This window comes from Pseudomonas mandelii (assembly GCF_024138395.1).
Classification (GTDB): domain Bacteria; phylum Pseudomonadota; class Gammaproteobacteria; order Pseudomonadales; family Pseudomonadaceae; genus Aquipseudomonas; species Aquipseudomonas mandelii_E.
In genome coordinates this window covers 225,619-249,762 of the sequence record NZ_JAMYDU010000003.1, presented here as the reverse complement: position 1 = coordinate 249,762, position 24,144 = coordinate 225,619, and the positions used below count along the sequence as shown (strand labels likewise).

Genomic DNA, 24,144 nt, shown 5'->3' with positions numbered 1-24,144 from the left:
TGTAGGCGCTGTGGGCACAGACCTCACGGTAAACGCATTCCTTGTAGCAGCTGGCGAAGCCTGCGTTCGGCTGCGAAGCAGTCGTCAAACAGTTACACGCGGCCAACCTGAAAGACCGCGGTGCCGGATTTTACGACTGCTTCGCAGCCGAACGCAGGCTTCGCCAGCTGCTACAGGGAGTGTGCAGTTAGAACAACCGCGAGAGCAGCGCGGTGACGGCAGTTTCGACCCGCAGGATGCGCTCGCCGAGTTGCACCGGTTGCAGACCGGCCTTGCCCAGCAAGTCGATTTCGTAGGGAATCCAGCCGCCTTCGGGGCCGATGGCCAGGGTCACGGGCTCGTCCAGGCCACGAGGGCAGGGCGGGTAGTTACCGGGATGACCGACCAGACCAAGGGTGCCTTCGGTAATGGCCGGCAGACGATCTTCGACAAAAGGCTTGAAGCGTTTCTCGATGACGATTTCCGGCAGCACGCTGTCCCGGGCCTGTTCAAGACCCAGGATCAACTGCTCGCGAATCGCTTCCGGCTCCAGGAACGGGGTTTGCCAGAAGCTCTTCTCGACGCGATAGCTGTTCACCAGCACGATTCGCGGCACACCCATGGCGGCCACGGTCTGAAACACCCGACGGAGCATTTTCGGACGGGGCAGGGCCAGCACCAGAGTCAGTGGCAGCTTGGCCGGTGGCGGCTGGTCGAGGGTGACGTGCAACTCGGCTTCATCGGCGTCCAGGCGCAGCAATTCGGCCGAGCCCATCAAGCCGCCGATACGCCCGACCCGCAGGCTGTCGCCAACAACGGAACGATGGACTTCCTGCATATGAGTCAACCGGCGATCGCGCAGGATCGCCCGGTCGGCTGCAATGAAGTCGGCCTCTTCGAGGAGCAGCAGGTTCACGCTTGAGTCGCTGGCGGCTGGTCGTTGTGATCGTCAGCCGGCTGGTCGTCCGGGTGCTCGCCGCGCTTGCTGATCAGGCCGCCAAACAGGATGCCGATCTCGAACAGCAACCACATCGGTACGGCCAACAGCGTCTGCGAGAAAATGTCCGGCGGCGTCAGGATCATGCCGACCACGAAGCAGCCGATGATCACGTACGGACGGATTTTCCTCAGGTAGGCAACGTTGACCACGCCGATCCACACCAGCAGCACCACGGCCACGGGAATCTCGAACGCCACGCCGAAGGCGAAAAACAGCGTCATGACGAAATCGAGGTAGCTGGTGATGTCGGTCATCATTTCCACGCCGGCCGGGGTGGCGGCGGCGAAGAACTTGAAGATCAGCGGGAACACCAGGAAATAGGCGAAGGCCATGCCGGTGTAGAACAGCATAATGCTGGATACCAACAACGGCACCGCGATGCGCTTCTCATGCTTGTACAGGCCCGGCGCGATAAAGCCCCAGATCTGATGCAGGATCACCGGAATCGCCAGGAACAGCGAGACCATCATGGTCAGTTTCAGCGGCGTCAGGAACGGCGACGACACGTCGGTGGCGATCATCGTCGCGCCAGCCGGCAGGTACTGGCGTAGCGGCGTGGAGACGAAGGTGTAGATCTGCTGGGTGAAGGCAAACAGCCCGGCAAAAATGATGAACACCGCCACGACACAACGCAGCAGGCGAGTGCGCAACTCGGTGAGGTGCGAAACCAGCGGCATGTGCTGGTCGTTTTCGGGGAGATCGCTCATGAGACTCGCGGCGGCAAAGTGGTGTCGTGAGGGGCCGGCGTTGTCGGCGCGACGGCAGGAGCAACGGGTTCTACGGACGCGACAACCGGCGCCGGTTCAACAGCTTTCACCGTTTCCGTCGGTGCAGCGGCAGGTGCAGCTTCTGCCATCGGAGCATGAATCGTCTGCTCCGCCACAGGTTCAACCGGCGTCGGCTCCTGTTGAGTTGGCGTGAAGATCTTCCGCGCCTCCTGCTCCAGGGACAGAATGTGCTCGTTGTGCAGTTGCCGGCGGATCTCGTCGGCACCGATTTCACGTTCAACTTCCTGTTTGATCGCGTTGAAGCTGCGTTTCAGCCGCCCGACCCACAGGCCGGCGGTGCGCGCAGCACCCGGCAGACGCTCGGGCCCCAGCACCAGCAGGGCGACGAGGCCGACGAGCAGCAGTTCAGAGAAGCTGATACCAAACATTAGTCAGTGCTCACGAGTCTTTGCGGGTCGGCTCTTCGACTTTTTGCGCCTGCACGTCGATGGTGTGCGGCTGGTTCACAGAAGCCTGTGGCTGAACCGGCGGTACCGGTTGGGCCGGGGTCACCGTCGGGTCAGCGGGCTTGTCTTCATCGTTCATGGCCTTGCGAAAGCCCTTGATCGACTCGCCCACGTCAGTGCCGAGGTTTTTCAGTTTCTTGGTGCCGAACACCAGCACCACGACAACCAGGATGACGACCCAGTGTTTCCAGTCAAAAATACCCATGTTGCGTTCCTCTCTGATAATTGTTCAGGCGGACGGGCGAGAGGCTTTCTCGGCGTGTCCGGAAAGACCGAAGCGACGGTCCAGTTCATCGAGCACAGCCTGTGGATGCTGCCCCAGTTGGGCGAGCATGACCATGCTGTGGAACCACAAATCGGCGGTCTCGTAGATCACATCGCTGCAGTCACCGCTGATGGCGGCATCCTTGGCGGCAATGATGGTTTCGACCGACTCTTCGCCGACTTTTTCCAGAATCTTGTTCAAGCCCTTGTGGTACAGACTGGCGACATACGAGCTGTCGGCGGCAGCGCCTTTGCGCTCTTCCAGCACCTGGGCCAGACGGGTCAGGGTGTCACTCATGGGTGTGTCCTGCGGAGTAGATAGCGTGCGGGTCTTTCAGAACCGGGTCGACGGTTTTCCAGTCGCCGTTCTCGAAGACGCGGTAGAAACAGCTCTGACGGCCGGTATGGCAGGCGATGTCGCCGATCTGCTCAACCATCAGGATGATCACGTCAGCGTCACAGTCCAGGCGCATCTCATGCAGGGTTTGCACGTGGCCGGACTCTTCGCCTTTGCGCCACAGCTTGCCACGGGAACGTGACCAGTAAATGGCACGGTTCTCGGCAGCGGTCAATTCCAGCGCTTCGCGATTCATCCAGGCCATCATCAGGACGCGTCCGGTCTTGTGATCCTGGGCAATCGCCGGCACCAGGCCATCGGCGTCCCACTTGATCTCGTCCAGCCAGTTTTTCATCTTCGACTCCGACAGCGGGCCCTACTTCAATAGTTGAGACCGACGTTCAATTCAGCGTTGAAACAGTGTGCCAGCGTGTGGCGCGACTGGCTATCGGCGAACGACCAGATACAAACCGACCGCCACCATGATTGCGGCGGGCCAATGCCCCAGTTCATTCAGCGGGCCACCGGCGGCGAGTATCGTGCCACCGGTCAAATGAGCGGTGCCGAGCAACCGCAGGAACCAGTCGTCCTTGCGCTTGTGCCAAGGGGGCGGCGGGTCGTTGGCGTGGGGCTGAGACATGCGTTCGAGCAGGTCACGGGCCATGTTGGCCAGATGCGGGATCTGCTCGAATTGGCTCTGCACGTTGCCTAACAAGGCTTTGGGGCTGACGCGCTCGCGCATCCAGCGTTCGAGGAACGGCTGGGCGGTGTTCCACAGATCGAGGTCCGGATACAGCTGACGGCCCAGGCCTTCGATGTTCAACAGGGTTTTTTGCAGCAACACCAACTGCGGCTGCACTTCCATGTTGAAGCGTCGAGCGGTCTGGAACAGGCGCATCAGCACCTGGCCGAAGGAAATATCTTTTAACGGTTTTTCGAAGATCGGCTCGCACACGGTACGGATCGCGGCTTCGAATTCGTTGAGTTTGGTTTCCGCCGGCACCCAGCCCGAATCGATGTGTAGCTGCGCGACACGGCGATAATCACGCTTGAAGAACGCGAACAGGTTGCGCGCCAGATAGTCCTGGTCTTCCGGGGTCAGGCTGCCGACGATGCCGCAGTCGATCGCAATGTACTGCGGACTCCACGGTTGCACGGTGCTGACGAAGATGTTGCCGGGGTGCATGTCGGCGTGGAAGAAGCTGTCGCGGAACACTTGGGTGAAGAAGATCTCCACGCCACGCTCGGCGAGCATTTTCATGTCGGTGCGCTGGTCGGCCAGGGTCGCGAGGTCGGTGACCTGAATCCCGTAGATACGCTCCATCACCAGTACTTTCGGCCGGCACCAGTCCCAATAGACTTGCGGCACATAGAGCAGCGGCGAACCTTCGAAATTGCGTTTCAGCTGGCTGGCGTTAGCCGCCTCGCGCAGCAGGTCGAGTTCGTCGTAGATGGTTTTTTCGTAATCGCTGACCACGTCCACCGGGTGCAGCAAGCGAGCATCTGCCGAGAGCTTTTCCGCGGCGCGGGCAAGAATGAACAGCCACGCCAGATCTTGGGCAATGATCGGTTTGAGACCCGGGCGGATCACTTTGACGACGACTTCTTCACCAGTTTTCAGCTGCGCGGCATGCACTTGCGCCACCGAGGCCGAGGCCAGCGGTTCAACGTCGAAACGGCTGAAGACTTCACTGATTTTTTTGCCGAGCTGCTCTTCGATCAGCCGGATCGACACTTGCGAGTCGAACGGCGGCACGCGGTCCTGCAGCTTCATCAGTTCATCGGCGATGTCTTCGGGCAGCAGGTCACGGCGCGTCGAAAGGATCTGGCCGAACTTGATGAAAATCGGCCCCAGGTCCTGCAACGCCAGGCGCAATCGCGCGCCACGGCTCAGGTCCAGCGTCTTGCGCGGGAACCAGCGCCACGGCAAGGCATAGCGCAGCGCCAGCAAAAACCAGGGCAGTGGCAGGGCGAACAGCAAGTCATCGAGGCGGTAGCGGATCACAACGCGCTGGATGCGCAACAAACGGCGGACGGCAAGCAGCTTCATGCGTTATCGCTTGGGTCGAGGGATCGGAAAAGGCGCTCGAAACGCGCCTCGAGACGTTCCAGATCGAGCTTGATCTGGTCCAGTTCATTAAAACGGGCGTCAGCTTCGTGCTGGCCGACGAGGGCGCGCGATTCTTCGGCCAGGTATTCGCCCAGGTTCTGGTTCAGGCTGGCGAACCCTTGCTGATACCAGCGTGCGCGACTGCGCAGATGACCGCCGACCAGTTGCGTGGCCACAGGTCCGAGCCAGCGCGAGAGTTCGTACTCCCAGTCCAGTTCGAGGTCCTGAAGGATCGCCGCCAGTTCCAGCAGCACGCCGCTGTCGCCGTCGAGTTCGACTTCAGGGTCATGCAGGACCGAGGTCTTGTCCTTGTTCATCGCCAATTTCAGCAGGCTTGAGGCCGGTGCGCGCAAGGTGCAGTCGGCACCGGTTTCCCACTGGGAGGCGAGCATCAGGCCTTCATCGCTGGGCAAGATGAACAGTTGCAGTGCCGGGTTGCGGCAGTCGACGGCAATCACCTTGCCACTCAAATGCGCCAGCCGCGGCAGCGCCGTGCTGTCTAGACGCAGCACCCGGTTCAGGCCGAGCTCAACGCTGGCAAGCAGGCCGGCCAGCAACATCAGGGCTTGATGCCGCGGTGCAAGGCGACGATGCCTGCAGTCATGTTGTGATAGGTCACGCGATCGAAACCGGCCTCCACCATCATCGACTTCAGGGTTTCCTGATTCGGGTGCATGCGGATCGATTCGGCCAGGTAGCGATAGCTTTCCGAATCATTGGTGATCAACTTGCCCATCAACGGCATGAAGGCGAACGAATAGGCGTCGTAGGCTTTGGACATCAGCGCATTGGTCGGCTTGGAGAACTCCAGCACCAGCAAACGGCCGCCCGGTTTCAGCACGCGCAGCATCGAGCGCAGGGCGTCTTCTTTATGCGTCACGTTGCGCAGGCCGAAGGCGATGGTGACGCAATCGAAATGGTTGTCCGGGAACGGCAGCTTTTCAGCATCGGCCTGGACGAATTCAACGTTGCCGGACACACCCAGATCCAGCAGGCGGTCACGACCGACCTTGAGCATGGATTCGTTGATGTCGGCCAACACGACTTGGCCAGTCGGGCCAACGAGGTGCGAGAACTTGCGGGTCAGGTCGCCAGTGCCGCCGGCGATATCCAGCACGCGATTACCGGTGCGCACGCCCGACAGCTCGATCGCGAAACGCTTCCACAGACGGTGCATGCCGCCCGACAGGAGGTCGTTCATCAGGTCATACTTGGCGGCTACCGAGTGGAACACCTCAGCGACTTTTTCCGCTTTCTGGCTTTCCGGAACGTTTTTGAAGCCGAAGTGAGTGGTGGGTTCGGCATCGCTGCCTTTGCGCTGATCAGTCATATCGCTGTCACCAAAAGAGAATGCGGGACATTCTAATCCCGGTGGCCTGCTTTGTCTTGGCAAGGCTGAAGGTAAGATAGGCAATCACCGGGACGTTTTGACGCAGTAACGGTCAAGATCTTCAGGAAGTATTCATAAAGCAGGAGTCATTCGATGGCCCGTATCAGTGTTGAGCGTACCCACGGCCTGGGTAAGGAAGCGGCCCGCGAGAAGGCCGACAAGTTGGCGCAGAAACTGTCCGAACAATATGGTCTGGAACCGCAGTGGTCCGGCGACACCCTGAATCTCACACGCTCGGGTGTAAAAGGGGCGGTGTATGTGGGCGAGGACTCGATCAAGGTCGATGTCGAACTGGGCCTGTTGATGTCCGCCATGAGCGGCACCATCAAATCGGAAATCGAAAGGGCTTTGGATAAAGCGTTGGTGTGAGACCGAAAAGATCGCAGCCTCGTTTCACTCGACAGCTCCTACAGGTGTACGCCGCCGTCTTTTGTAGGAGCTGTCGAGTGAAACGAGGCTGCGATCTTTTCCATCAGGCATCACCGATTTGTGTCACTTGTTAGGGTGCCGTTTCTAATTATTCTCACTACTTTGTGCCTGAGCCCGACTCGATGCGGGCAGTTCCTCGACCCTTCTGCGCGTGAGGTGCACCATGGCCAAAGTTATTCTGAAGAAAAAAGTCGATGTTGAGACTAACGCACTTGGCGACGTCAAATCGTATGCCCGCAAGATCTGGCTGGCAGGCCTGGGTGCTTATACCAGGGTCGGCCAAGAGGGTGGCGAGTACGTTCAAGAGTTGATCAAGGCTGGTCAAGCTGTTGAAAACAAAGGTAAAAAAGTCATCGATGAGAAACTCGAAGCGGCCAATGCCGAAATCGATGAAGCCAAGAGTGAAGTGAGCACTTTCAAAGGCAAAGTCGAACTTCAACTCGATAAGGTCGAGCGGGCTTTCGATACGCGTATCGCAAGCGCCTTGAATCGTATCGGCATTCCGTCTAAACATGACGTTGAGACACTCTCTGCTAAGCTCGATGAGCTGACGGCATTGCTCGAACGTGTCGCGCGTAAATCTTAAGGAGAACGGGATGGCTGGTAAAAAGAATACTGAAAAAGAAGGCAGCTCGTGGATCGGGAAGGTCGAAGACTACTCCCGCAAGATCTGGCTGGCTGGTTTAGGCGTGTACTCGAAGATTGATACTGACGGCAGCAAGCTCTTCGATACATTGGTTAAGGACGGCGAGAAAGCCGAGAAGCTCACCAAGAGCGCCGTCGGCAAGAAAGTCGATGCTGCCAAGGACTCCGCTTCGTCGGCCAAGTCGCGCATCAGCGGCGTGAAAGATCGTGCACTGGGCAAATGGGATGAGCTGGAAGGGGCTTTCGACAAGCGTCTGAACAGCGCCATTTCGCGCCTGGGTGTACCGAGCCGCAATGAAGTCAAGGCACTGCACAGCAAGGTCGATACCCTGACCAAGCAAATCGAAAAACTCACCGGTGCGAAGGTTGCGCCTGTTGCGGCGAAAACCGCGGCAGCCAAACCAGCAACCAAAAGCACTGCCAAACCATTGGCCAAGGCTGCTGCTAAACCGGCGACCAAAACTGCAGCAGCGAAACCTGCAGCCAAAGCGGCCGCAAAACCTGCAGCTAAAACCGCAGCGGCCAAACCTGCCGCAGCGAAGAAGCCTGCAGCCAAGAAGCCAGCAGTGAGAAAACCGGCAGCCCCGAAAGCGGCTGCACCGAAGCCAGCAGCGGCTGCCGCCAAACCGGCAACCCCGGTGAGCACGGCGAACTCCGCCGCTGCGCCGACCCCTGCTGTAACCCAGACTGCCGCGCCGGCTCTGTCGACGCCAACCAGTCAGTCCTGATGATCATTCCCACGCTTCGCGTGGGAATGCCTCACCGGACGCTCCGCGTCCATTGTGGCTGTGACGCAGAGCGTCACCGGCTGCATTCCCACGCGGAGCATGGGAACGATCAAGCCCGGCCTGCGAAGGTCGGGCGTTTTTGTTTTGAAGATTCAAGATTTGGGTCGCTTGTCGAAAAAAGATCGCAGCCTTCGGCAGCTCCTACAGGGGATTGCGTACACCTGTAGGAGCTGCCGAAGGCTGCGATCTTTTGATCTTAATGCTCTTCGAGGTACTGCAACGCCAACCGCTCGGTCGCAACCTTGATCGGCGGTAGCAAATGCGGCGCCACCAGCATCATGATCTGATAAACCACCAGTCGCACTTCACCTTCACGGTCGAGAATTCGCTGATAGTCCAGCGAGAACAGCAACGTCATGGTGATTTGTTCCACCAGTTGCCCCAGCGCCTGGGTGTCACTGACCAACTGACCTTGAGCTTTCAACTGTGCCAGCAATGAAGCCAGCGTGCGCTTCAACGCGTTGAGCAGGTTGCGTATCCCCTTGGCCAGTTTCGGCAGGCGGCCGGCAAGGTTCGACAGGTCCTGGAACAGAAACCGGTAATGGGCCAGGCGTTCGATGATCAGGTGCAGGAACAGCCAGTAATCGTCGGGCGCCAGTTCCACATCGGACGGCGGATCGAGCAAGGGCGTCAACTCGGCCTGGAAGCGCTCGAACAACCCGAGGATCAGCGGTTCCTTGCCGTGGAAGTGGTAGTAGAGATTGCCTGGGCTGATGCCCATTTCGTTGGCCACTTCCATTGTGGACACATTCGGTTCGCCCTTCTGATTGAACAACTGCAGGGCACATTCGAGAATCCGGTCGCGGGTTTTCATCCAGTCTTCTTAATGTCGAGTCATGCCACGGCCATTGTCGGCCGTGGTTCGTTGAACGTCAGCGCACGCGCACGTAAGTACCGGGTGCTGCCTCCATCGGTGGATAGTTCTGGTTGCCGAGGGCCATCCGGGTTTCGTGTTGTGCGCCGGAGCGTTCCTGAATCCAGCTCAGCCATTGCGTCCACCAACTACCGTCGACGCGCTTGGCGTCGTAATACCAGGCCCGTGGGTCGCTGCTCAGTTTCGGATTCTCGACGTAGTTGGCTTTCGGATTGTGGGGCGGGTTGAGAATGCTCTGCACATGACCGCTATTGGACAGTACAAAACGCCGCTCGCCACCCAGCAGCAATGTCGAGCGATACACTGCATCCCACGGGGTGATGTGATCATTCATGCCCGCCACGCTGAAACTGTCGACAGTGACTTTCTGCAGGTCAATCGGCGTGCCGCACACTTCCAGACCGCCTGGATGACTCAGCGGGTTGTGCTTGAAGAAGTCCAGCAGATCGCCATGAAACGCCGCCGGCAGGCGCGTGTTGTCATTGTTCCAGTAGAGGATGTCGAACGCTGGCGGCTCCTTGCCCATCAGGTAGTTATTGACGAAGTAATTCCAGATCAAATCGTTGGGACGCATCCAGGCAAACACCCTGGCCATGTCACGACCTTCCAGAACGCCCTTCTGATACGAGCGGCGCTTGGCGGCTTCCAGCGTCTGTTCGTCGGCGAAGAGGGTGACCGGGCTGTCTATCTGGCTGTCGAGCATGCTGACCAGGTAGGTCGCGCTGGACACCCGTCGTAGCTGTCGCTTGGCCTGCAAATGCCCTTGCAATGCGGCAATGGTCAGCCCGCCGGCACAGGCCCCCATCAGGTTGACCTCGCGAGCGCCGGTGATTGCCCGGCACACATTCATCGCTTCTTCGGTGGCTTCGACATAAGACGACAACCCCCATTCGCGATGACGCACATCGGGATTGCGCCAGCTTATAATGAAGGTCTGCAAGCCGTTTTTAAGGGCGAACTGGACGAAGCTATTGTTGGGGCTCAAATCGAAAATGTAGTACTTGTTGATCTGTGGCGGCACGATCAGCAAGGGTTTGGAATACTGTTTTTCGCTCATCGGCTTGTACTGGATCAGCTCCAGCAGCTCATTGCGAAACACCACGGAGCCGGTGGTGGTGGCGATCGTTTTGCCCACCTCGAATGCTTGTTTGGTGACTTGTCTTGGAAGGCCGTCGTTGTGTAGGAGGTCGTCGAGCAAATGGCCAATGCCCCGGACCAGGCTGCTGCCGCCGGTGTTGAAGATTTCCTTGATCGCCAGCGGATTGAGCAGGGTGTTGGAGGGCGCCATGGCATCATTGATCAAGGCAAAGGCGAAGTGGGCGCGGGCACGATCCTCCGGGCTCATGTTGCTTTCGTCGATCCAGCTTTTGACTTCTTTCTGCCAGCTCAGGTAGGCCTGCAGGCTACGGCGATAAAAAGGATTGAGGCTCCACGTCGGGTCGGCAAAGCGACTGTCCTGCGGGTTGGTCGGGTGCAGGGTTTCACCCAACAGGACACGGCCCAACTGGCCGCCCAGCTTCAAGGCATGCCGGGCCGTATACACCGGGTTGCGCAGGCCGTGGGTGGCCAGGCTGCGCAAGGTCGAAAGCAAGTCCCGGCCGCGCAGACCGGTAATCGCACTCTGAGCATTGATGAATGCAGCGGGAGTGGGCAAAGAGCCCTTCGCTGGTTTGTCGCGCATGAGTTAACACTCCTTCGTCATCAGGCCAAAAACAAACACACCCGAACAAAACACCATAGACGTTGTTGCGGGTTGTTGCGCGGCACGGCCTCCTGCCGACTCCTTTTTATAAACAAAAAACCGGGGTCGGTTAACCGCCCGATGGCGCCGGATGCGGATGCATTACTGCGCGCTGACGTTCCTCCTCAAGAAACTTCATGATGATCGGTGCCACCGCTTCGGCACGGGTAATCAAAAACAGATGGCCGTCGTCGATGATGTGTAATTGGGCGTTGGGAATTCGCCAGGCCAACATGCGCATGTTGATCAGCGGGATCAGTGGATCGTCGTCGCCGGCCAACACCAAAGTTGGCTGGTTGATCTTGTGCAGCCAGTGAATGCTGGTCCAGCCGAGGCCGGCGAACAGCTGCCAGTAGTAACCGAGTTTGCCTGCCGAGCGGACCCTGGCGGCGTGACTGGCTGCCAGGGTCGGATCGCGACGGAACGAGCCGCCATAAATCATCGGTGCAATACGAATCACATGAGATGGCTGGATGTAGCGCCGTGGGCTGGCCATCATCCACAGTACTTTCGGCTTGCCCGGCACCATCACGGTGCCGGCTGCCGTGGCCGCCAGTACCAGTTTCTTGCAGCGCTCGGGATAGTCATGGGCGAACTGCTGCGCCAGGGCGCCACCCCATGACACGCCAATCACGTTGACTTGCCCGTAATCGAGATAGTCGAGCATTCGCGCCGTGAGTTTCGCCAGGCTCGAAAAGCGATAGGGGCGGTTGGGCGTCGATGAGCCGCCGACGCCGGGAACGTCGAAGGCGATAACTTCCAGGTCCGGATCCAGCGCCTGGACGAACGGGAATATCAGCTCCAGGTTGGCGCCGATGCCGTTGAAAATCAGCAAGGGCGTCAAGTGAGGCTTGCCGGGGCGTACCGCGGTGCGGAGGGTCTGGCCATCCAGGTTGACGGTACGAAAGACGAACGGTTGCGGCATGCACGGAGCCCTGTAGGTTTTAAACGCTGATCGAGCCGTCCCGGGCCGTCGCAGAATGTTCGAGGCTGGCCTCGAGAGTAATGGGTAGAAATCGCGGCACCTCCCAGTGCCGCGGACTGCGAGTTATTTGAGGCTCAACGTTCATGCACGTAAGTGCCCGGCGACGCTTCACCCGCCGGATAGGCCTTGTTGCCAAGGTTGGCGGGGGACTTTTTCAGTTTGCCCGAACGCTCGGCCTGCCACGCCTGCCAATGCAACCACCAGGAATCGGTGTGCTTGGTGGAGTTTTCCATCCATTCTTCGGCTTTGACCGGCATGTCGGTGCTGGTCATGTAGCGCGCTTTCGGATTGCCCGGAGGGTTCAGAATGCTCTGGATGTGCCCGCTGCTGGACAGCACAAACTCGACCTTGCCGCCGAACAGTTGCGCGGATTTGTAGCAGGACTTCCACGGGGTGATGTGATCGTTGGTACCGGCCAGGGAAAAGATGTCGGCCGTCACCTGCTTGAGGTCGATCGCGGTGCCGCACACTTCCAGTGCCTCGGGGCGGATCAATGGGTTGTTTTTGAACATCTCGATCAGGTCGCCATGGAATGCCGCCGGCAACCGGGTGGTGTCATTGTTCCAGAACAGGATGTCGAAAACCGGCGGCTCATTACCCAGCAGGTAGTTGTTGACCCAGTAGTTCCAGATCAGGTCGTTGGGGCGCATCCAGGCGAAGACTTTCGCCATGTCGCGACCTTCCAGCACACCGGCCTGGTAGGAATGGCGTTTGGCGGCTTCGAGGGTTTGCTCATCGACGAACAGGGCCACATCGCTGTCCAGGGTGGTGTCCAGCACGCTGACCAGCAGGGTGAGGGCGTTGACCTTCTTCTCGCCGATCGCTGCGTAGTGGCCCAGCAGGGCGGTGCAGGTGATGCCGCCGGAGCAGGCACCGAGCATGTTCACGTCTTTGCTGCCGGTAATCGCGGTGACGACATCGACCGCTTCCTTGAGCGCTTCGATGTAGGTCGACAGACCCCACTCGCGCTGCTCCTTGGTCGGGTTGCGCCAGCTGACGATAAACGTCTGCACGTTGTTGCGCAGGCAGAAGCGCGCCAGGCTCTTGTCCGGGCTCAGGTCGAAAACGTAGAACTTGTTGATCTGTGGCGGCACTACCAGCAGCGGGCGCTCATGCACCTGCTCGGTGATCGGTCGGTACTGGATCAACTCCAGCACGTCGTTGCGAAACACCACTGCGCCTTCCGTCACGCCCAGACTCTTGCCGACTTCGAACGCGCCCATGTTGACCTGGCTCGGCATGCCGCCGTTGTGCACCAGATCCTTGGCCAGGTGGGAGAGGCCGTCGAGCAGGCTCTTGCCACCGGTTTCGAAGAAGCGTTTGACCGCTGCCGGGTTGGCCGCCGTGTTGGTCGGGGCCATGGCTTCGGTCATGAGGTTAATCACGAAATGACCGCGAGCGACGTCCTTGGGCGAGAGGCTGCTGTCATCGATCCACGCGTGAAGCTCCTTGCGCCACGCCAGATAAGTTTGCAAATAACGCTTATAGAGCGGGTTCTGGCTCCAGGCCGGATCAAGGAAGCGACGGTCATCACTTTGCGGTTGAAGCTCGGATTTTCCGAGCAGCACGTTCTTGAGTTCGATGCCGAAATGGGCGACATGCCTGGCACTGTGGATGGGTTGTCTGATGGCCTGGCTCAGCACCATGCGGGCAGAGCCCAAGAGATCCTTTCTACGTAGTCCAACAACAGGATTCAGCCCCAAGGTGTTTTCCGAAGCCTGAAATTTCAAGTCATCGTTAAGCTTGTTACTCATCTACGACGCTCCATTGTCCTGAGACGAGTACCTGAGCCCAGCTGTGTAGTCACACAGTACGCCAGGTACTACTGCTCGGGTGACTGTAAATTGCGCATCGCTGCTTTTTAGTTCAGAGAGCACTGCACGGAACTTGCCAGCTCCATTGGTTACCCGAGTTTAATTTTTTTCGCAAGCGGGCCAATCGTTGACACCGCAGCGGAGCATTCAAACAGATGGAATTAGAAAATGCCCTCTAAACAGCCAGAGGCCTGAGCTAGAGCATCAGCTTGACGACTGATTCATTCGGATCACGGGTCTTTCCAGCTGCTTTGAGTTCCGCAAGATAATCACGCCAGAGATCTTCTTGGCGCACTGCCAGCTGGTACAGATATTCCCAAGTGAACAGGCCGCTGTCGTGGCCGTCGTCGAAGGTCAATTTCAGTGCGTACTGACCAGCCGGTTCGACCTTGCTCAGGCCTACGCCGATCTTGCCAAATTGCAGGATAGGTTTGCCGTGGCCCTGGACTTCGGCGGAAGGAGAATGCACGCGAAGAAACTCGGCGGGCAGGTGATATTCCTCCCCGGACGCGTATTTGAGCGTCAGGGTTTTTGAGGCTTTGTGGAGTTTGATGTCGGTGGGGAGTTGGGTCATGGCTGGTCGTCCGTCTATGTGGAACGATCTGTAGGAGCTGCCGCAGGCTGCGATCTTTTGATCTTCGGCGTTAGCCGGAAAAGATCGCAGCCTGCGGCAGCTCCTACAGGTGTTACGTTCTCACAGGAGAGTAGGTGACCTACAGGATATAACGGGACAGGTCTTCGTTCTGCGCCAATTCGCCCAAGTGGCTGTTGACGTAATCGGCATCGATCAGGATCGGCTTGTCCTCATGGGTGCTGGCCAGATCGCCGGCGCTGAACGACACCTCTTCGAGCAGACGTTCGAGCAGGGTGTGCAGGCGACGGGCACCGATGTTTTCGGTTTTCTCATTGACCTGCCAGGCGATCTCGGCGAGACGCTTGATGCCGTCCGGCAGGAATTCGATGAGCAGCCCTTCGGTTTTCAGCAGTGCACAATACTGCTCGGTGAGCGATGCATGCGGTTCGCTGAGAATGCGTTCGAAATCTTCCGGGCTCAGGGCTTTGAGCTCGACCCGAATCGGCAGACGACCTTGCAGCTCCGGCACCAGATCGCTCGGCTTGCTCAGGTGGAATGCACCGGAAGCGATGAACAGAATGTGGTCAGTCTTGACCATGCCCAGTTTGGTGTTGACGGTGCAGCCTTCGATCAGTGGCAGCAAGTCGCGCTGCACGCCTTCGCGGGACACGTCGATGCCGCCGGAATTGCCGCGCTTGGCGACCTTGTCGATTTCGTCGATGAACACGATGCCGTGCTGCTCGACGGCTTCCAGGGCCTTGGCCTTCAATTCTTCTTCGTTGACCAGGCGACCGGCTTCTTCGTCGCGTACCAGTTTCAACGCTTCCTTGACCTTGAGCTTGCGGTTTTTGCGCTTGCCCTTGCCCATGTTGGCGAACAGGCTCTGCAGTTGGTTGGTCATTTCTTCCATGCCCGGTGGCGCGGAGATATCGACGCCGGACACTTCGGCCACTTCGATTTCGATCTCCTTGTCATCCAGCTGACCTTCACGCAGGCGTTTGCGGAACAGCTGACGGGTATTGGAATCCGCGGACGGCGCGGAGTCTTCGTTGCTGAAACCCATGCGTGCCGGTGGCAGCAATGCATCGAGGATGCGTTCTTCGGCGGCGTCTTCGGCGCGGTGGCGAACCTTGGTCATTTCCTGTTCGCGCAGCAGCTTGATCGCAGCGTCGGCCAGATCACGAATGATCGATTCGACATCGCGGCCGACGTAGCCCACTTCGGTGAACTTGGTCGCTTCGACTTTGATGAACGGCGCGTTGGCTAGCTTGGCCAGGCGACGGGCGATCTCGGTTTTACCGACCCCGGTCGGGCCGATCATCAGGATGTTCTTGGGGGTGACTTCGACGCGCAGCTCTTCGGGCAGCTGCATCCGGCGCCAGCGGTTGCGCAAGGCGATGGCGACGGCGCGTTTGGCATCGTCCTGGCCGATGATATGGCGATTGAGTTCGTGGACGATTTCACGGGGGGTCATGGGCATAATAATTGGCGGTCCTCAAGCAACAGTGAGCCGTGGCGCTAGGCCGAAACAGGCTTACTCAGCGAGGTCCTGCTCCTCAATGGTGAAGGTGTGGTTGGTGAATACGCAGATGTCGCCGGCGATGCCGAGCGCTGTTTCGACGATTTCCCGCGCCGACAAATCGGTTTTCTTCAACAGGGCACTCGCGGCAGCCTGGGCGTAACCACCGCCGGAACCCATGGCGATCAGGCCTTCTTCGGGCTCAACCACGTCACCGTTACCGGTGATGATGAGGGAGGCATCTTTGTTGGCGACCGCGAGCATGGCTTCGAGGCGGCTCAGTGAGCGGTCGGTGCGCCATTCTTTGGCGAGTTCGACGGCGGCGCGAACCAGGTGACCCTGATGTTTCTCCAGCTGGCCTTCGAAGCGCTCGAAGAGGGTGAAGGCGTCAGCGGTGGCTCCGGCAAAACCGGCGATAACCTGGCCGTGGTAGAGGCGGCGAACTTTCTTCGCATTGCCTTTCATCACGGTATTGCCGAGCGAAACCTGGCCGTCGCCGCCCATGACGACTTTGCCGTGGCGGCGAACTGAAACGATGGTGGTCAAGGGAGAGTCTCCACGCAGCGGGGCGAAAATGCCTTCTGCCAACTCATATGGGGGTGGTGGAGCGTTTTTCAACTGTAGGACGCGGCGGGGGACGAGCGGTGCCTGACAGACGATCGTTCCCACGCTCTGCGTGGGAATGCCTCAAGGGACGCTCCGCGTTCCAGCGCCGGAAGGGACGCAGAGCGTCCCGGGCTGCATTCCCACGCAGAGCGTGGGAACGATCGGGCGCGGGATCAGCGACTCTGACGTTGTTGTAACAACAGGTTGCTGAAACCGCTGCCAGCCAGTTGTTTCTGAGCGGTGGTCAGCTGTTCGCGGTTGCTGAACGGGCCGACCAGCACCCGATACCAGGTCTCGTCCTTCACGGTGCCGGACTCAACCGCCACGGCCTGACCCAGCAGAATGATCTGCGCACGAACCTTGTCGGCATCGGCTTCCTTGCGGAACGAACCGGCCTGCAGGAAGAACTTGGTCACCGGCGCCGCTTTCGCCACGGGTGGCGCTGGCGGCGGGGTGATGCCGGCCAATGCCGCTTGAGCCCGGGCGGTGTCGATTTTCGCCGCTTCCGCAGGCGTCACCGGCGTGGTCGGAATGGCTGGCACTTGTGGCGTCGGCAGGGTTTTCTCCGGCACCGCGTCCGGCGGCACGATGACTTCCGATTCCGGCAGCAAAGTGTAGAAGTCGTACTTCGGCTTCACCGGTTGCGTCGGGCTCGGCGGGGTCTTGTTGGCCTCGGCGATCTTGCTGGCTTTTTGCTGCTCGATCTTCTCTCGCTTGACGGTATCGCTGCCCTTGCCCGGCTCCAGCTTCATCAGGAACACAATGAACGCGCCGACCGTCAGGCCAATGGCCATCCACAGCCAGCCCGGGATCGGTTGCTTTGCAGGAGCTTGGTAACGGCTGGCGCCACGCTTGGGTGCAGGTTTTTTCTTGGCAGCCAACTTACATACGCTCCAGAGTTTCCAGACCCAAGAGTTCCAGGCCTTGCTTGAGAGTGCGACCGGTCAGCGCGGCGAGGCGCAGACGGCTCTGCATTTGCGCCGGGGTGTCGGCGCCGAGGATCGGGCAGTTCTCGTAGAAGCTGGAGAACAGGCCGGCAACATCGTACAGGTAGGTGCAGAGAATGTGCGGCGTGCCTTTGTCGGACACGTTATTGAGGATTTCGCCAAACTGCGCCAGTTTCGCCGCCAGCTCATGTTCGTGCGCGGCTTCGAGGACGATCTGTCCTTCGACTTCGCTGAAATCCTTGCCGAGTTTGCGGAACACACCGGCCACCCGGGTGTAGGCGTACAACAGGTACGGCGCGGTGTTGCCTTCGAAGTTCAGCATCAGGTCGAAGTTGAAGCTGTAGTCGCTGGTGCGGTGCTTGGACAGGTCGGCGTATTTCACGGCGCCGATGCCCACGACCTTGGCGATGTTGCGCAACTCGTCTTCGGCAAGTGTCGGGTTCTTCTCTTTCACAAGCGTGTAGGCGCGTTCCTGGGCTTCGGTCAGCAGATCGATCAGCTTCACGGTGCCGCCGTCACGGGTCTTGAACGGGCGGCCATCGGCGCCGTTCATGGTGCCGAAGCCCATGTGTTCCATTTCCATCGGGTGCGTCACGAAGCCGGCCAAGCGCGCGACCTGGAACACTTGCTGGAAGTGCAGGGCCTGGCGCTGGTCGACGAAGTACAACGCACGATCAGCCTTCAGCACGCCGCTGCGGTAGCGCACGGCTGCGAGGTCGGTGGTGGCGTAGAGGTAGCCGCCGTCAGCCTTGACGATGATCACCGGCAGCGGGTCGCCGTCGGCATTCTTGAACTCGTCGAGGAACACGCATTGAGCGCCGTTGCTCTCGACCAGCAGGCCAGCGGCCTTGAGGTCGTTGACCACGTTGATCAGATCGTCGTTGTAGGCGCTTTCGCCCATTACGTCGGCCATGGTCAGTTTGACGTTCAGCAGTTCGTAGATTTTCTGGCAGTGCGACAGCGAGATGTCTTTGAACTTGGTCCACAGCGCCAGGCAATCCGGGTCGCCGGCTTGCAGCTTGACCACCAGGCCACGGGCGCGATCAGCGAATTCTTCGGATTCATCGAAGCGTTGCTTGGCGGCGCGGTAGAAGTTTTCCAGGTCCGACAGCTCATCGCTGGTGATCGGGTTTTCCTGCAGATAAGCCATCAGCATGCCGAACTGGGTACCCCAGTCGCCAACGTGGTTCTGGCGGATCACTTCGTCGCCGAGGAATTCCAGAACCCGCGCCACGCCGTCACCGATGATGGTCGAACGCAAATGGCCGACGTGCATTTCTTTGGCCAGGTTCGGGGCCGACAGGTCTACCACGGTGCGCTGCACCGGGCCGGCTTTGCGCACGCCGATGTGGTCGTCGGCCAGCGCGGCGTCCAGGCGGGTCGCCAGGGCTTGAGTGTTCTGGAAGAAGTTCAGGAAGCCAGGGCCGGCGATTTCGGTTTTGGAGACGTTCTCGTCGGCCGGCAGCGCGGCGATGATTTTCTCGGCCAGGTCACGTGGCTTCATGCCCGCAGGCTTGGCCAGCATCATGGCGATGTTGCTGGCGAAATCGCCGTTTTTCTTGTCGCGAGAGTTTTCCACCTGGATCGCCGGCGACAGGCCTTCAGGCAACACACCTTCGTTGACGAGTTGGGTGATGGCTTGTTGGATCAGCTGGCGAATGGTGTCTTTCATGGTCTGCTCTTTCGACCGCAAGCGCGGCGGCGCTTCGATGCGCTGGTGGAAAAACTGGGCATTATCCGTTGCGAAGACGAGCTTGCCAACTATAGCGGGCAGGTTATGGATATGTGGTGACAATTCGGCCGTCTTCGCGGACAAGCCTCGCTCCTACAGAGATTTGCGTGATCCCTGTAGGAGCGAGGCTTGCCCGCGAAGGCGATTTCTAAATCAATACAAGTCCACGGGATCCACATCCAGCGACCAGCGCACCGCCCGCCCACTCGGCATCTGCTCCAACACCAGCAACCAACTGCTCAGCAATCGATGCAGCGGCGCCCGGGCCGTGGCTTGCAGCAACAACTGTGCGCGGTAACGCCCGGCCCGACGCTCCATCGGCGCCGGCACCGGCCCCAGCAACTCAATCCCGCTCAGGTTCTGCTCGGCCAGCAAACGTTCGGCCTCGCTGCACGCTTCATCAAGGAAACCTTCGGCCTGCCCCGGTTTATGCGCTTCGGCCCGCAGCAGCGCGAGATGCGCAAACGGTGGCAGCCCTGCGGAGCGGCGTTCGCTCAACGCTTGTTCGGCAAAGGCGAAATAGCCCTGTTCGGTCAGTTGCACCAGCAGTGGATGGTCCGCCAGGTGCGTCTGGATAATCACTTTGCCAGGCTCTTCGGCCCGTCCCGCGCGCCCGGCGACCTGGACGATCAGTTGCGCCATGCGTTCACTGGCGCGGAAATCTCCAGAGAAAAGTCCGCCGTCGGCATCGAGAATCGACACCAGGGTCACTCGTGGAAAGTGGTGCCCTTTGGCAAGCATCTGTGTGCCGACCAGAATGCATGGCTGGCCTTTCTGGATGGTGGCGAATAGTTGATTCATTGCGTCTTTGCGTGAAGTACTGTCGCGGTCGACCCGCAGCACCGGGACGTCCGGAAACAAAATCCCCAGGCGTTCTTCGGCGCGCTCGGTGCCGGCGCCCACGGGCCGCAAATCGACCTTGCCGCACTTCGGGCAGTGCCGGGGCACGCGTTCGACGTAGCCACAATGGTGGCAGCGCAGTTCGCCGGAGCGCTGGTGCACGGTCATTCGCGCGTCGCAGCGCTGGCATTCAGACATCCAGCCGCAGTCGTGGCAGAGCAGCGTCGGGGCGAATCCGCGGCGGTTGAGGAACACCAGCACCTGCTGACCGGCGGCCAGGGTCTGACCAATGGCTTGCTGCATCGGCCCGGAAATGCCGCTGTCCAGCGGGCGACTTTTCACGTCCAGGCGCAGGAAACGCGGTTGCTTGGCGCCACCGGCCCGCTCATTCAGGCGCAAGAGGCCGTAACGACCGGTGTAGGCGTTTTGCAGGCTTTCCAGCGAAGGCGTGGCAGACCCGAGGACAATCGGAATGTTTTCCTGCCGGGCGCGGACCAGTGCCAGGTCGCGGGCGTGGTAGCGCAGGCCTTCCTGCTGTTTATAGGAGCCGTCGTGCTCTTCATCGATGATGATCAGACCGGGGTTCTTCATCGGCGTGAACAGTGCCGAACGGGTACCGATAATAATGTCGGCCTCGCCATCCCGCGCCGCCAGCCACGCTTCCAGGCGTTCGCGGTCATTGACTGCCGAATGGATCAGCGCGATGCGCGCATTGAAGCGTTGCTCGAAGCGCGCCAGGGTTTGCGGGCCGAGGTTGATCTCCGGGATCAGCACCAGGGCTTGCTTGCCGGCCTCGAGGGTTTCGCGGATCAGCTGCAAATAGACTTCGGTCTTGCCGCTGCCGGTGACGCCGGCCAACAGGAACGCGTGATAACTGTCGAACCCGGCGCGAATGGCCTCATAAGCGGCGCGCTGCTCCGGGTTGAGCGGCAATTCCGGTTGCGCCAGCCAGTGTTCGTGGCGCACACCGGGCGCGTGTTTGCGGATTTCTACTTGCACCAGATCCTTGGTCAGCAATAGATCGAGACTGTCCTTGCTCAGCATCAATTTGCTCAGCAGCTGATGAGCAACGCCGTGGGGATGCTGGGCCAGAGTCGCCAGTGCTTCACGTTGTCGCGGTGCGCGAGCGATGCGTGGATCATCGAGGCTGGCGCCAGGCGCGGCGGACCAGAATCGTTCCTGGCGAGCTTCGGCCAGTTCGCCTTGTCGCAACAGTACCGGCAGCGCCCAGCTCAAGGTGTCGCCAAGGCTGTGCTGGTAATACTGGGAAGTCCACAGGCACAGTTTGAACAGTGCAGGCGGCAGCGGCGGCGTGGCGTCGAGCAGTGCCAGGGCCGGTTTGAGCTTTTCTACCGGCACTTCACTGGTGTCGGTGATCTCCACCAGAATCCCGATCATCTCCCGCCGACCGAATGGCACCCGCAAGCGCATGCCCGGGTGCAACTGGGCACGCAAGATACCGGCCGGGGCACGATAATCGAACAGGCGGCGCAGGGGCGAAGGCAGGGCGAGGCGCAGAATGGCGTTGGGCACGCGATTGTTTTCTCGATGAGAGGGCGATGAAGAAGGCCGGGAGCCTAGCAGACGGTCGGTGTAAGCGACAGCTTGCGTGAATGGCATTGTCTGGTAGAATCCGCGGCCTAATTACGTGCGGTATTCAACAATGGTGTTGAGTGGCGGCACGCTAGCCTGAGGAATACATCATGAAAGCCGATATCCATCCAACATACGAAATCACCGCAGTTACCTGCAGCTGTGGCAACAAGTTCGAAACTCGTTCGAACCTGGCCAAGCCTCTGGCGATCGACGTATGCAACGAATGCCACCCGTTCTACACCGGTAAGCAGAAGACTCTGGATACTGGCGGCCGTGTACAGCGCTTCGCAGACCGCTTCGGTGCTTTCGGCAAGAAAGCTCCAGCTGCTGCAGAGTAAGGTTGAAGAGCCCCATGGGCTTTTCCTTGCTGATGAAAAAGGCGTCCCTCGCGGGCGCCTTTTTTGTGTCCGCGATTTGGCTTTCCTCTGTCCAGGCTTTCTGCCCGGCACCGAGCGGGTTGACGTCGGTCGCGGTGCAGCGCGTAGTGGATGGCGACACCTTGCGTCTGCGCGATGGTCGCAGCGTGCGCATGATCGGTTTGAATACGCCGGAATTGGGCAAGCAGGGCCGTTCCGACGAACCGTTTGCCGTGGCTGCGCGCAAACGCCTGGAAGCCCTGGTGGCCGACAGCGACGGGCGGGTCGGTTTGCTACCGGGTAAAGAAAGCCAAGACCATTACGGCCGCACCCTGGCCCATGTCTACAGCGTCAATGGGGCCAACCTCGAAGCGCAGATGCTCGCCGAGGGCCTCGGTTTTCAGGTGGCGGTGGCACCGAATGTCGATTTGGTCGCCTGTCAGCAAGCCGCGGAACGCAGTGCTCGTCGGGCCCGTCTTGGGCTATGGCGACAATCCCCTGTACTGAAAGCGGAGCAGATCAGCGCGTCCGGTTTCGCCATGCTCAGTGGTCGTGTGAGCAAGGTTCAGCGCAATCGCGGCGGGGTTTGGATCGAGTTGCAGGATTCGGTTGTATTGCGGGTTGCACCCAATATGCTGGACCAATTCGATGTCGCATCGCTTGAAAAGCTCAAAGGCAAGCAAATCGAGGCTCGTGGCTGGGTAGTGGATCGTTCGCGCCGTGGTGGGTTGAAACCGGGGCAGGCGCGTTGGCTTCTGCCTCTGACCGATCGGGCGATGTTGCAGGTATCGCCGTAAGAATAAGTTGTAGACATTTTTTCCATCGATTGTGAACAGTCTATCCCTTGTGTTCCGTGGCTCTTGGCCCAAAGTCGTAGGGCGGGGCGCTTGACAGGGGTGACTGGTCAGTCTTGTGAGGACTTTGCGAGGCGAGTATCCTCGGCGGTCCGTCTGTCCAACAGTAAAAAGCGGAATGCCCCTATGTCTGATCTGAAAACTGCCGCTCTCGAATATCACGCCCATCCCCGTCCAGGGAAGCTGAGTGTCGAGCTCACCAAGGCCACCGCTACCGCCCGCGATCTGTCGCTGGCCTACAGCCCCGGGGTAGCCGAACCAGTACGCGAAATCGCCCGCGATCCTGAACTGGCCTACAAATACACCGGCAAGGGCAACCTGGTTGCAGTCATTTCCGATGGCACCGCGATTCTCGGCCTGGGTAACCTTGGCCCATTGGCTTCCAAGCCGGTTATGGAAGGTAAAGGCGTGCTGTTCAAGCGCTTCGCCGGCATCGACGTGTTCGACATTGAAGTCGACTCCGAAAGCCCGCAAGCCTTCATCGACACCGTCAAGCGTATCTCCATTACCTTCGGTGGCATCAACCTGGAAGACATCAAGGCACCTGAGTGCTTTGAGATCGAACGCGCTCTGATCGAGCAGTGCGACATTCCGGTATTCCACGATGACCAGCACGGCACCGCCATCGTTACTGCGGCCGGCATGATCAACGCCCTGGAAATCGCTGGCAAAACCCTGGCCGACGCCAAGATCGTCTGCCTGGGTGCCGGTGCTGCGGCCATCTCCTGCATGAAATTGCTGGTGAGCATGGGCGCCAACATCGAAAACATCTACATGGTTGACCGTACCGGCGTGATCCACTCCGGCCGTGACGACCTGAACCAGTACAAGGCTGTGTTCGCTCACGCGACCGAGAAGCGCACGCTGGCTGACGCGCTGGAAGGCGCTGACGTGTTCGTTGGCTTGTCCGGCCCGAACCTGCTGAGCGCTGAAGGCCTGAAATCCATGGCGGCCAACCCGATCGTGTTCGCGTGCTCGAACCCGGATCCGGAAATCTCCCCGGAACTGGCGCATGCCACCCGTGACGATGTGATCATGGCCACCGGCCGTTCGGATTACCCGAACCAGGTCAACAATGTACTGGGCTTCCCGTTCATCTTCCGTGGTGCCCTGGACGTTCGCGCCAAGCGCATCAACGAAGAAATGAAAGTGGCTGCCGCCAACGCCCTGCGTGAACTGGCCAAGCTGCCAGTACCTCAGGAAGTGTGCGACGCCTACGGCGGCATCAAACTGGAATTCGGTCGTGAGTACATCATTCCGAAACCAATGGATGCCCGTCTGATCACCCTGATCTCCGATGCCGTGGCCAAGGCTGCGATCGAGACCGGTGTGGCGACCCTGCCGTATCCGAAGAACTACCCGCTGAAAAGCGTGGATGACGTGTTCAACGGCTAAGCCGTTGTAGCGCTTCAACCAAAAAGCCCCGGCTCACTCTGAGTCGGGGCTTTTTTGTATCTGAGGGTTTTGCATCGTCTATAAGGGCCTCTTCGCGGGCAAGCCTCGCTCCTACAGGGTTCGGGGGGGACACAA

Annotated in this window: 25 protein-coding genes; 6 read left to right on the top strand and 19 right to left on the bottom strand. The window is 59.6% G+C overall.

Annotated elements, in window-relative coordinates:
- Positions 1–187: 187 nt before the first annotated feature.
- The 9 genes from NHU87_RS07375 to ubiE all read right to left on the bottom strand — a co-directional run bounded on the left by NHU87_RS07375 (position 188) and on the right by ubiE (position 6,254).
- A complete protein-coding gene (locus NHU87_RS07375; RefSeq protein ID WP_253547013.1) occupies positions 188–895 on the bottom strand; it encodes a 16S rRNA (uracil(1498)-N(3))-methyltransferase in 708 nt (235 codons plus the stop codon).
- Positions 892–1,686 carry a twin-arginine translocase subunit TatC gene (gene tatC, locus NHU87_RS07370; RefSeq protein WP_253547010.1) on the bottom strand — a complete coding sequence of 265 codons (795 nt, stop codon included), beginning with the start codon at positions 1,684–1,686 and terminating at the stop codon, positions 892–894. Before tatC ends, NHU87_RS07375 begins: the two co-directional genes overlap by 4 nt.
- The gene (gene tatB / locus NHU87_RS07365; RefSeq protein WP_253547007.1) at positions 1,683–2,135 is read right to left on the bottom strand and encodes a Sec-independent protein translocase protein TatB; all 453 of its coding nucleotides are present in this window, start codon (positions 2,133–2,135) and stop codon (positions 1,683–1,685) included. The genes tatC and tatB overlap by 4 nt, the downstream gene beginning before the upstream one ends.
- Positions 2,136–2,145: 10 nt before the next feature.
- Positions 2,146–2,418, bottom strand: coding sequence for a twin-arginine translocase TatA/TatE family subunit (locus NHU87_RS07360; RefSeq protein ID WP_253547005.1), 273 nt, complete (start codon positions 2,416–2,418; stop codon positions 2,146–2,148).
- Positions 2,419–2,442: 24 nt separating this feature from the next.
- Positions 2,443–2,775, bottom strand: coding sequence for a phosphoribosyl-ATP diphosphatase (locus NHU87_RS07355; protein WP_007899279.1), 333 nt, complete (start codon positions 2,773–2,775; stop codon positions 2,443–2,445).
- Complete coding sequence (gene hisI / locus NHU87_RS07350; protein ID WP_007899278.1) at positions 2,768–3,169, bottom strand: phosphoribosyl-AMP cyclohydrolase; 402 nt, start codon at positions 3,167–3,169, stop codon at positions 2,768–2,770. Before hisI ends, NHU87_RS07355 begins: the two co-directional genes overlap by 8 nt.
- 90 nt (positions 3,170–3,259) lie before the next feature.
- Positions 3,260–4,864 carry a ubiquinone biosynthesis regulatory protein kinase UbiB gene (gene ubiB / locus NHU87_RS07345; protein WP_253547002.1) on the bottom strand — a complete coding sequence of 535 codons (1,605 nt, stop codon included), beginning with the start codon at positions 4,862–4,864 and terminating at the stop codon, positions 3,260–3,262.
- Positions 4,861–5,484 (bottom strand): ubiquinone biosynthesis accessory factor UbiJ, encoded by a 624-nt coding sequence (locus NHU87_RS07340; RefSeq protein WP_253546998.1) that lies wholly within the window; start codon positions 5,482–5,484, stop codon positions 4,861–4,863. Before NHU87_RS07340 ends, ubiB begins: the two co-directional genes overlap by 4 nt.
- Positions 5,484–6,254: a bifunctional demethylmenaquinone methyltransferase/2-methoxy-6-polyprenyl-1,4-benzoquinol methylase UbiE gene (gene ubiE, locus NHU87_RS07335; protein WP_008005057.1), complete on the bottom strand. Its 771-nt coding sequence runs from the start codon at positions 6,252–6,254 to the stop codon at positions 5,484–5,486. The genes NHU87_RS07340 and ubiE overlap by 1 nt, the downstream gene beginning before the upstream one ends.
- 153 nt (positions 6,255–6,407) lie before the next feature.
- Here ubiE and NHU87_RS07330 point away from each other — a divergent pair, with 153 nt between their 5' ends.
- The 3 genes from NHU87_RS07330 (at position 6,408) to NHU87_RS07320 (ending at position 8,116) form a co-directional block, all read left to right on the top strand.
- The gene (locus tag NHU87_RS07330; RefSeq protein ID WP_253546995.1) at positions 6,408–6,683 is read left to right on the top strand and encodes a polyhydroxyalkanoic acid system family protein; all 276 of its coding nucleotides are present in this window, start codon (positions 6,408–6,410) and stop codon (positions 6,681–6,683) included.
- Between the two features lie 223 nt (positions 6,684–6,906).
- Positions 6,907–7,329 (top strand): phasin family protein, encoded by a 423-nt coding sequence (locus NHU87_RS07325; protein ID WP_253546992.1) that lies wholly within the window; start codon positions 6,907–6,909, stop codon positions 7,327–7,329.
- Between the two features lie 10 nt (positions 7,330–7,339).
- A complete protein-coding gene (locus NHU87_RS07320; RefSeq protein WP_253546988.1) occupies positions 7,340–8,116 on the top strand; it encodes a phasin family protein in 777 nt (258 codons plus the stop codon).
- 256 nt (positions 8,117–8,372) lie between these two features.
- Here NHU87_RS07320 and NHU87_RS07315 read toward each other — a convergent pair whose 3' ends face one another.
- The 10 genes from NHU87_RS07315 to NHU87_RS07270 all read right to left on the bottom strand — a co-directional run bounded on the left by NHU87_RS07315 (position 8,373) and on the right by NHU87_RS07270 (position 21,341).
- On the bottom strand, positions 8,373–8,990 hold the full coding sequence (locus NHU87_RS07315; protein ID WP_048396070.1) for a TetR/AcrR family transcriptional regulator: 618 nt from the start codon (positions 8,988–8,990) through the stop codon (positions 8,373–8,375).
- 58 nt (positions 8,991–9,048) lie between these two features.
- Positions 9,049–10,731, bottom strand: coding sequence for a class II poly(R)-hydroxyalkanoic acid synthase (gene phaC / locus NHU87_RS07310; protein WP_253546986.1), 1,683 nt, complete (start codon positions 10,729–10,731; stop codon positions 9,049–9,051).
- Between the two features lie 130 nt (positions 10,732–10,861).
- On the bottom strand, positions 10,862–11,716 hold the full coding sequence (gene phaZ, locus NHU87_RS07305) for a poly(3-hydroxyalkanoate) depolymerase (protein WP_253546984.1): 855 nt from the start codon (positions 11,714–11,716) through the stop codon (positions 10,862–10,864).
- A 134-nt stretch (positions 11,717–11,850) separates the two neighbouring features.
- Positions 11,851–13,530, bottom strand: coding sequence for a class II poly(R)-hydroxyalkanoic acid synthase (phaC, locus tag NHU87_RS07300; RefSeq protein ID WP_253546982.1), 1,680 nt, complete (start codon positions 13,528–13,530; stop codon positions 11,851–11,853).
- 256 nt (positions 13,531–13,786) lie between these two features.
- Entirely contained in the window at positions 13,787–14,164 is a 378-nt protein-coding gene (locus NHU87_RS07295) for a gamma-butyrobetaine hydroxylase-like domain-containing protein (RefSeq protein ID WP_253546980.1), read from the bottom strand.
- A 139-nt stretch (positions 14,165–14,303) separates the two neighbouring features.
- A complete protein-coding gene (gene hslU, locus NHU87_RS07290; protein WP_253546978.1) occupies positions 14,304–15,644 on the bottom strand; it encodes an ATP-dependent protease ATPase subunit HslU in 1,341 nt (446 codons plus the stop codon).
- A 54-nt stretch (positions 15,645–15,698) separates the two neighbouring features.
- Positions 15,699–16,229, bottom strand: coding sequence for an ATP-dependent protease subunit HslV (gene hslV / locus NHU87_RS07285; protein ID WP_007899242.1), 531 nt, complete (start codon positions 16,227–16,229; stop codon positions 15,699–15,701).
- Positions 16,230–16,462: 233 nt separating this feature from the next.
- On the bottom strand, positions 16,463–17,170 hold the full coding sequence (locus NHU87_RS07280; RefSeq protein WP_038978602.1) for an SPOR domain-containing protein: 708 nt from the start codon (positions 17,168–17,170) through the stop codon (positions 16,463–16,465).
- Position 17,171: 1 nt separating this feature from the next.
- Positions 17,172–18,908, bottom strand: a complete 1,737-nt coding sequence (gene argS, locus NHU87_RS07275) for an arginine--tRNA ligase (RefSeq protein ID WP_253546976.1) — start codon at positions 18,906–18,908, stop codon at positions 17,172–17,174.
- Positions 18,909–19,121: 213 nt separating this feature from the next.
- Positions 19,122–21,341 carry a primosomal protein N' gene (locus tag NHU87_RS07270; RefSeq protein WP_253546974.1) on the bottom strand — a complete coding sequence of 740 codons (2,220 nt, stop codon included), beginning with the start codon at positions 21,339–21,341 and terminating at the stop codon, positions 19,122–19,124.
- 170 nt (positions 21,342–21,511) lie between these two features.
- Between NHU87_RS07270 and rpmE the strand changes: the two genes are divergently transcribed.
- From rpmE to NHU87_RS07255, 3 genes are all read left to right on the top strand, one after another.
- The gene (gene rpmE, locus NHU87_RS07265; RefSeq protein ID WP_007899231.1) at positions 21,512–21,742 is read left to right on the top strand and encodes a 50S ribosomal protein L31; all 231 of its coding nucleotides are present in this window, start codon (positions 21,512–21,514) and stop codon (positions 21,740–21,742) included.
- Between the two features lie 14 nt (positions 21,743–21,756).
- Entirely contained in the window at positions 21,757–22,557 is an 801-nt protein-coding gene (locus NHU87_RS07260) for a thermonuclease family protein (protein WP_253546972.1), read from the top strand.
- A 183-nt stretch (positions 22,558–22,740) separates the two neighbouring features.
- Entirely contained in the window at positions 22,741–24,009 is a 1,269-nt protein-coding gene (locus NHU87_RS07255; protein ID WP_030129218.1) for a malic enzyme-like NAD(P)-binding protein, read from the top strand.
- Positions 24,010–24,144 lie beyond the last annotated feature (135 nt).

Coding starts and splice junctions, on each gene's coding strand:
- tatC (WP_253547010.1), bottom strand. CDS start 1,686: ATGAGCGATCTCCCCGAAAACGACCAGCACATGCCGCTGGTTTCGCAC.
- tatB (WP_253547007.1), bottom strand. CDS start 2,135: ATGTTTGGTATCAGCTTCTCTGAACTGCTGCTCGTCGGCCTCGTCGCC.
- NHU87_RS07360 (WP_253547005.1), bottom strand. CDS start 2,418: ATGGGTATTTTTGACTGGAAACACTGGGTCGTCATCCTGGTTGTCGTG.
- NHU87_RS07355 (WP_007899279.1), bottom strand. CDS start 2,775: ATGAGTGACACCCTGACCCGTCTGGCCCAGGTGCTGGAAGAGCGCAAA.
- hisI (WP_007899278.1), bottom strand. CDS start 3,169: ATGAAAAACTGGCTGGACGAGATCAAGTGGGACGCCGATGGCCTGGTG.
- ubiB (WP_253547002.1), bottom strand. CDS start 4,864: ATGAAGCTGCTTGCCGTCCGCCGTTTGTTGCGCATCCAGCGCGTTGTG.
- NHU87_RS07340 (WP_253546998.1), bottom strand. CDS start 5,484: ATGTTGCTGGCCGGCCTGCTTGCCAGCGTTGAGCTCGGCCTGAACCGG.
- ubiE (WP_008005057.1), bottom strand. CDS start 6,254: ATGACTGATCAGCGCAAAGGCAGCGATGCCGAACCCACCACTCACTTC.
- NHU87_RS07330 (WP_253546995.1), top strand. CDS start 6,408: ATGGCCCGTATCAGTGTTGAGCGTACCCACGGCCTGGGTAAGGAAGCG.
- NHU87_RS07325 (WP_253546992.1), top strand. CDS start 6,907: ATGGCCAAAGTTATTCTGAAGAAAAAAGTCGATGTTGAGACTAACGCA.
- NHU87_RS07320 (WP_253546988.1), top strand. CDS start 7,340: ATGGCTGGTAAAAAGAATACTGAAAAAGAAGGCAGCTCGTGGATCGGG.
- NHU87_RS07315 (WP_048396070.1), bottom strand. CDS start 8,990: ATGAAAACCCGCGACCGGATTCTCGAATGTGCCCTGCAGTTGTTCAAT.
- phaC (WP_253546986.1), bottom strand. CDS start 10,731: ATGCGCGACAAACCAGCGAAGGGCTCTTTGCCCACTCCCGCTGCATTC.
- phaZ (WP_253546984.1), bottom strand. CDS start 11,716: ATGCCGCAACCGTTCGTCTTTCGTACCGTCAACCTGGATGGCCAGACC.
- phaC (WP_253546982.1), bottom strand. CDS start 13,530: ATGAGTAACAAGCTTAACGATGACTTGAAATTTCAGGCTTCGGAAAAC.
- NHU87_RS07295 (WP_253546980.1), bottom strand. CDS start 14,164: ATGACCCAACTCCCCACCGACATCAAACTCCACAAAGCCTCAAAAACC.
- hslU (WP_253546978.1), bottom strand. CDS start 15,644: ATGCCCATGACCCCCCGTGAAATCGTCCACGAACTCAATCGCCATATC.
- argS (WP_253546976.1), bottom strand. CDS start 18,908: ATGAAAGACACCATTCGCCAGCTGATCCAACAAGCCATCACCCAACTC.
- rpmE (WP_007899231.1), top strand. CDS start 21,512: ATGAAAGCCGATATCCATCCAACATACGAAATCACCGCAGTTACCTGC.
- NHU87_RS07260 (WP_253546972.1), top strand. CDS start 21,757: ATGGGCTTTTCCTTGCTGATGAAAAAGGCGTCCCTCGCGGGCGCCTTT.
- NHU87_RS07255 (WP_030129218.1), top strand. CDS start 22,741: ATGTCTGATCTGAAAACTGCCGCTCTCGAATATCACGCCCATCCCCGT.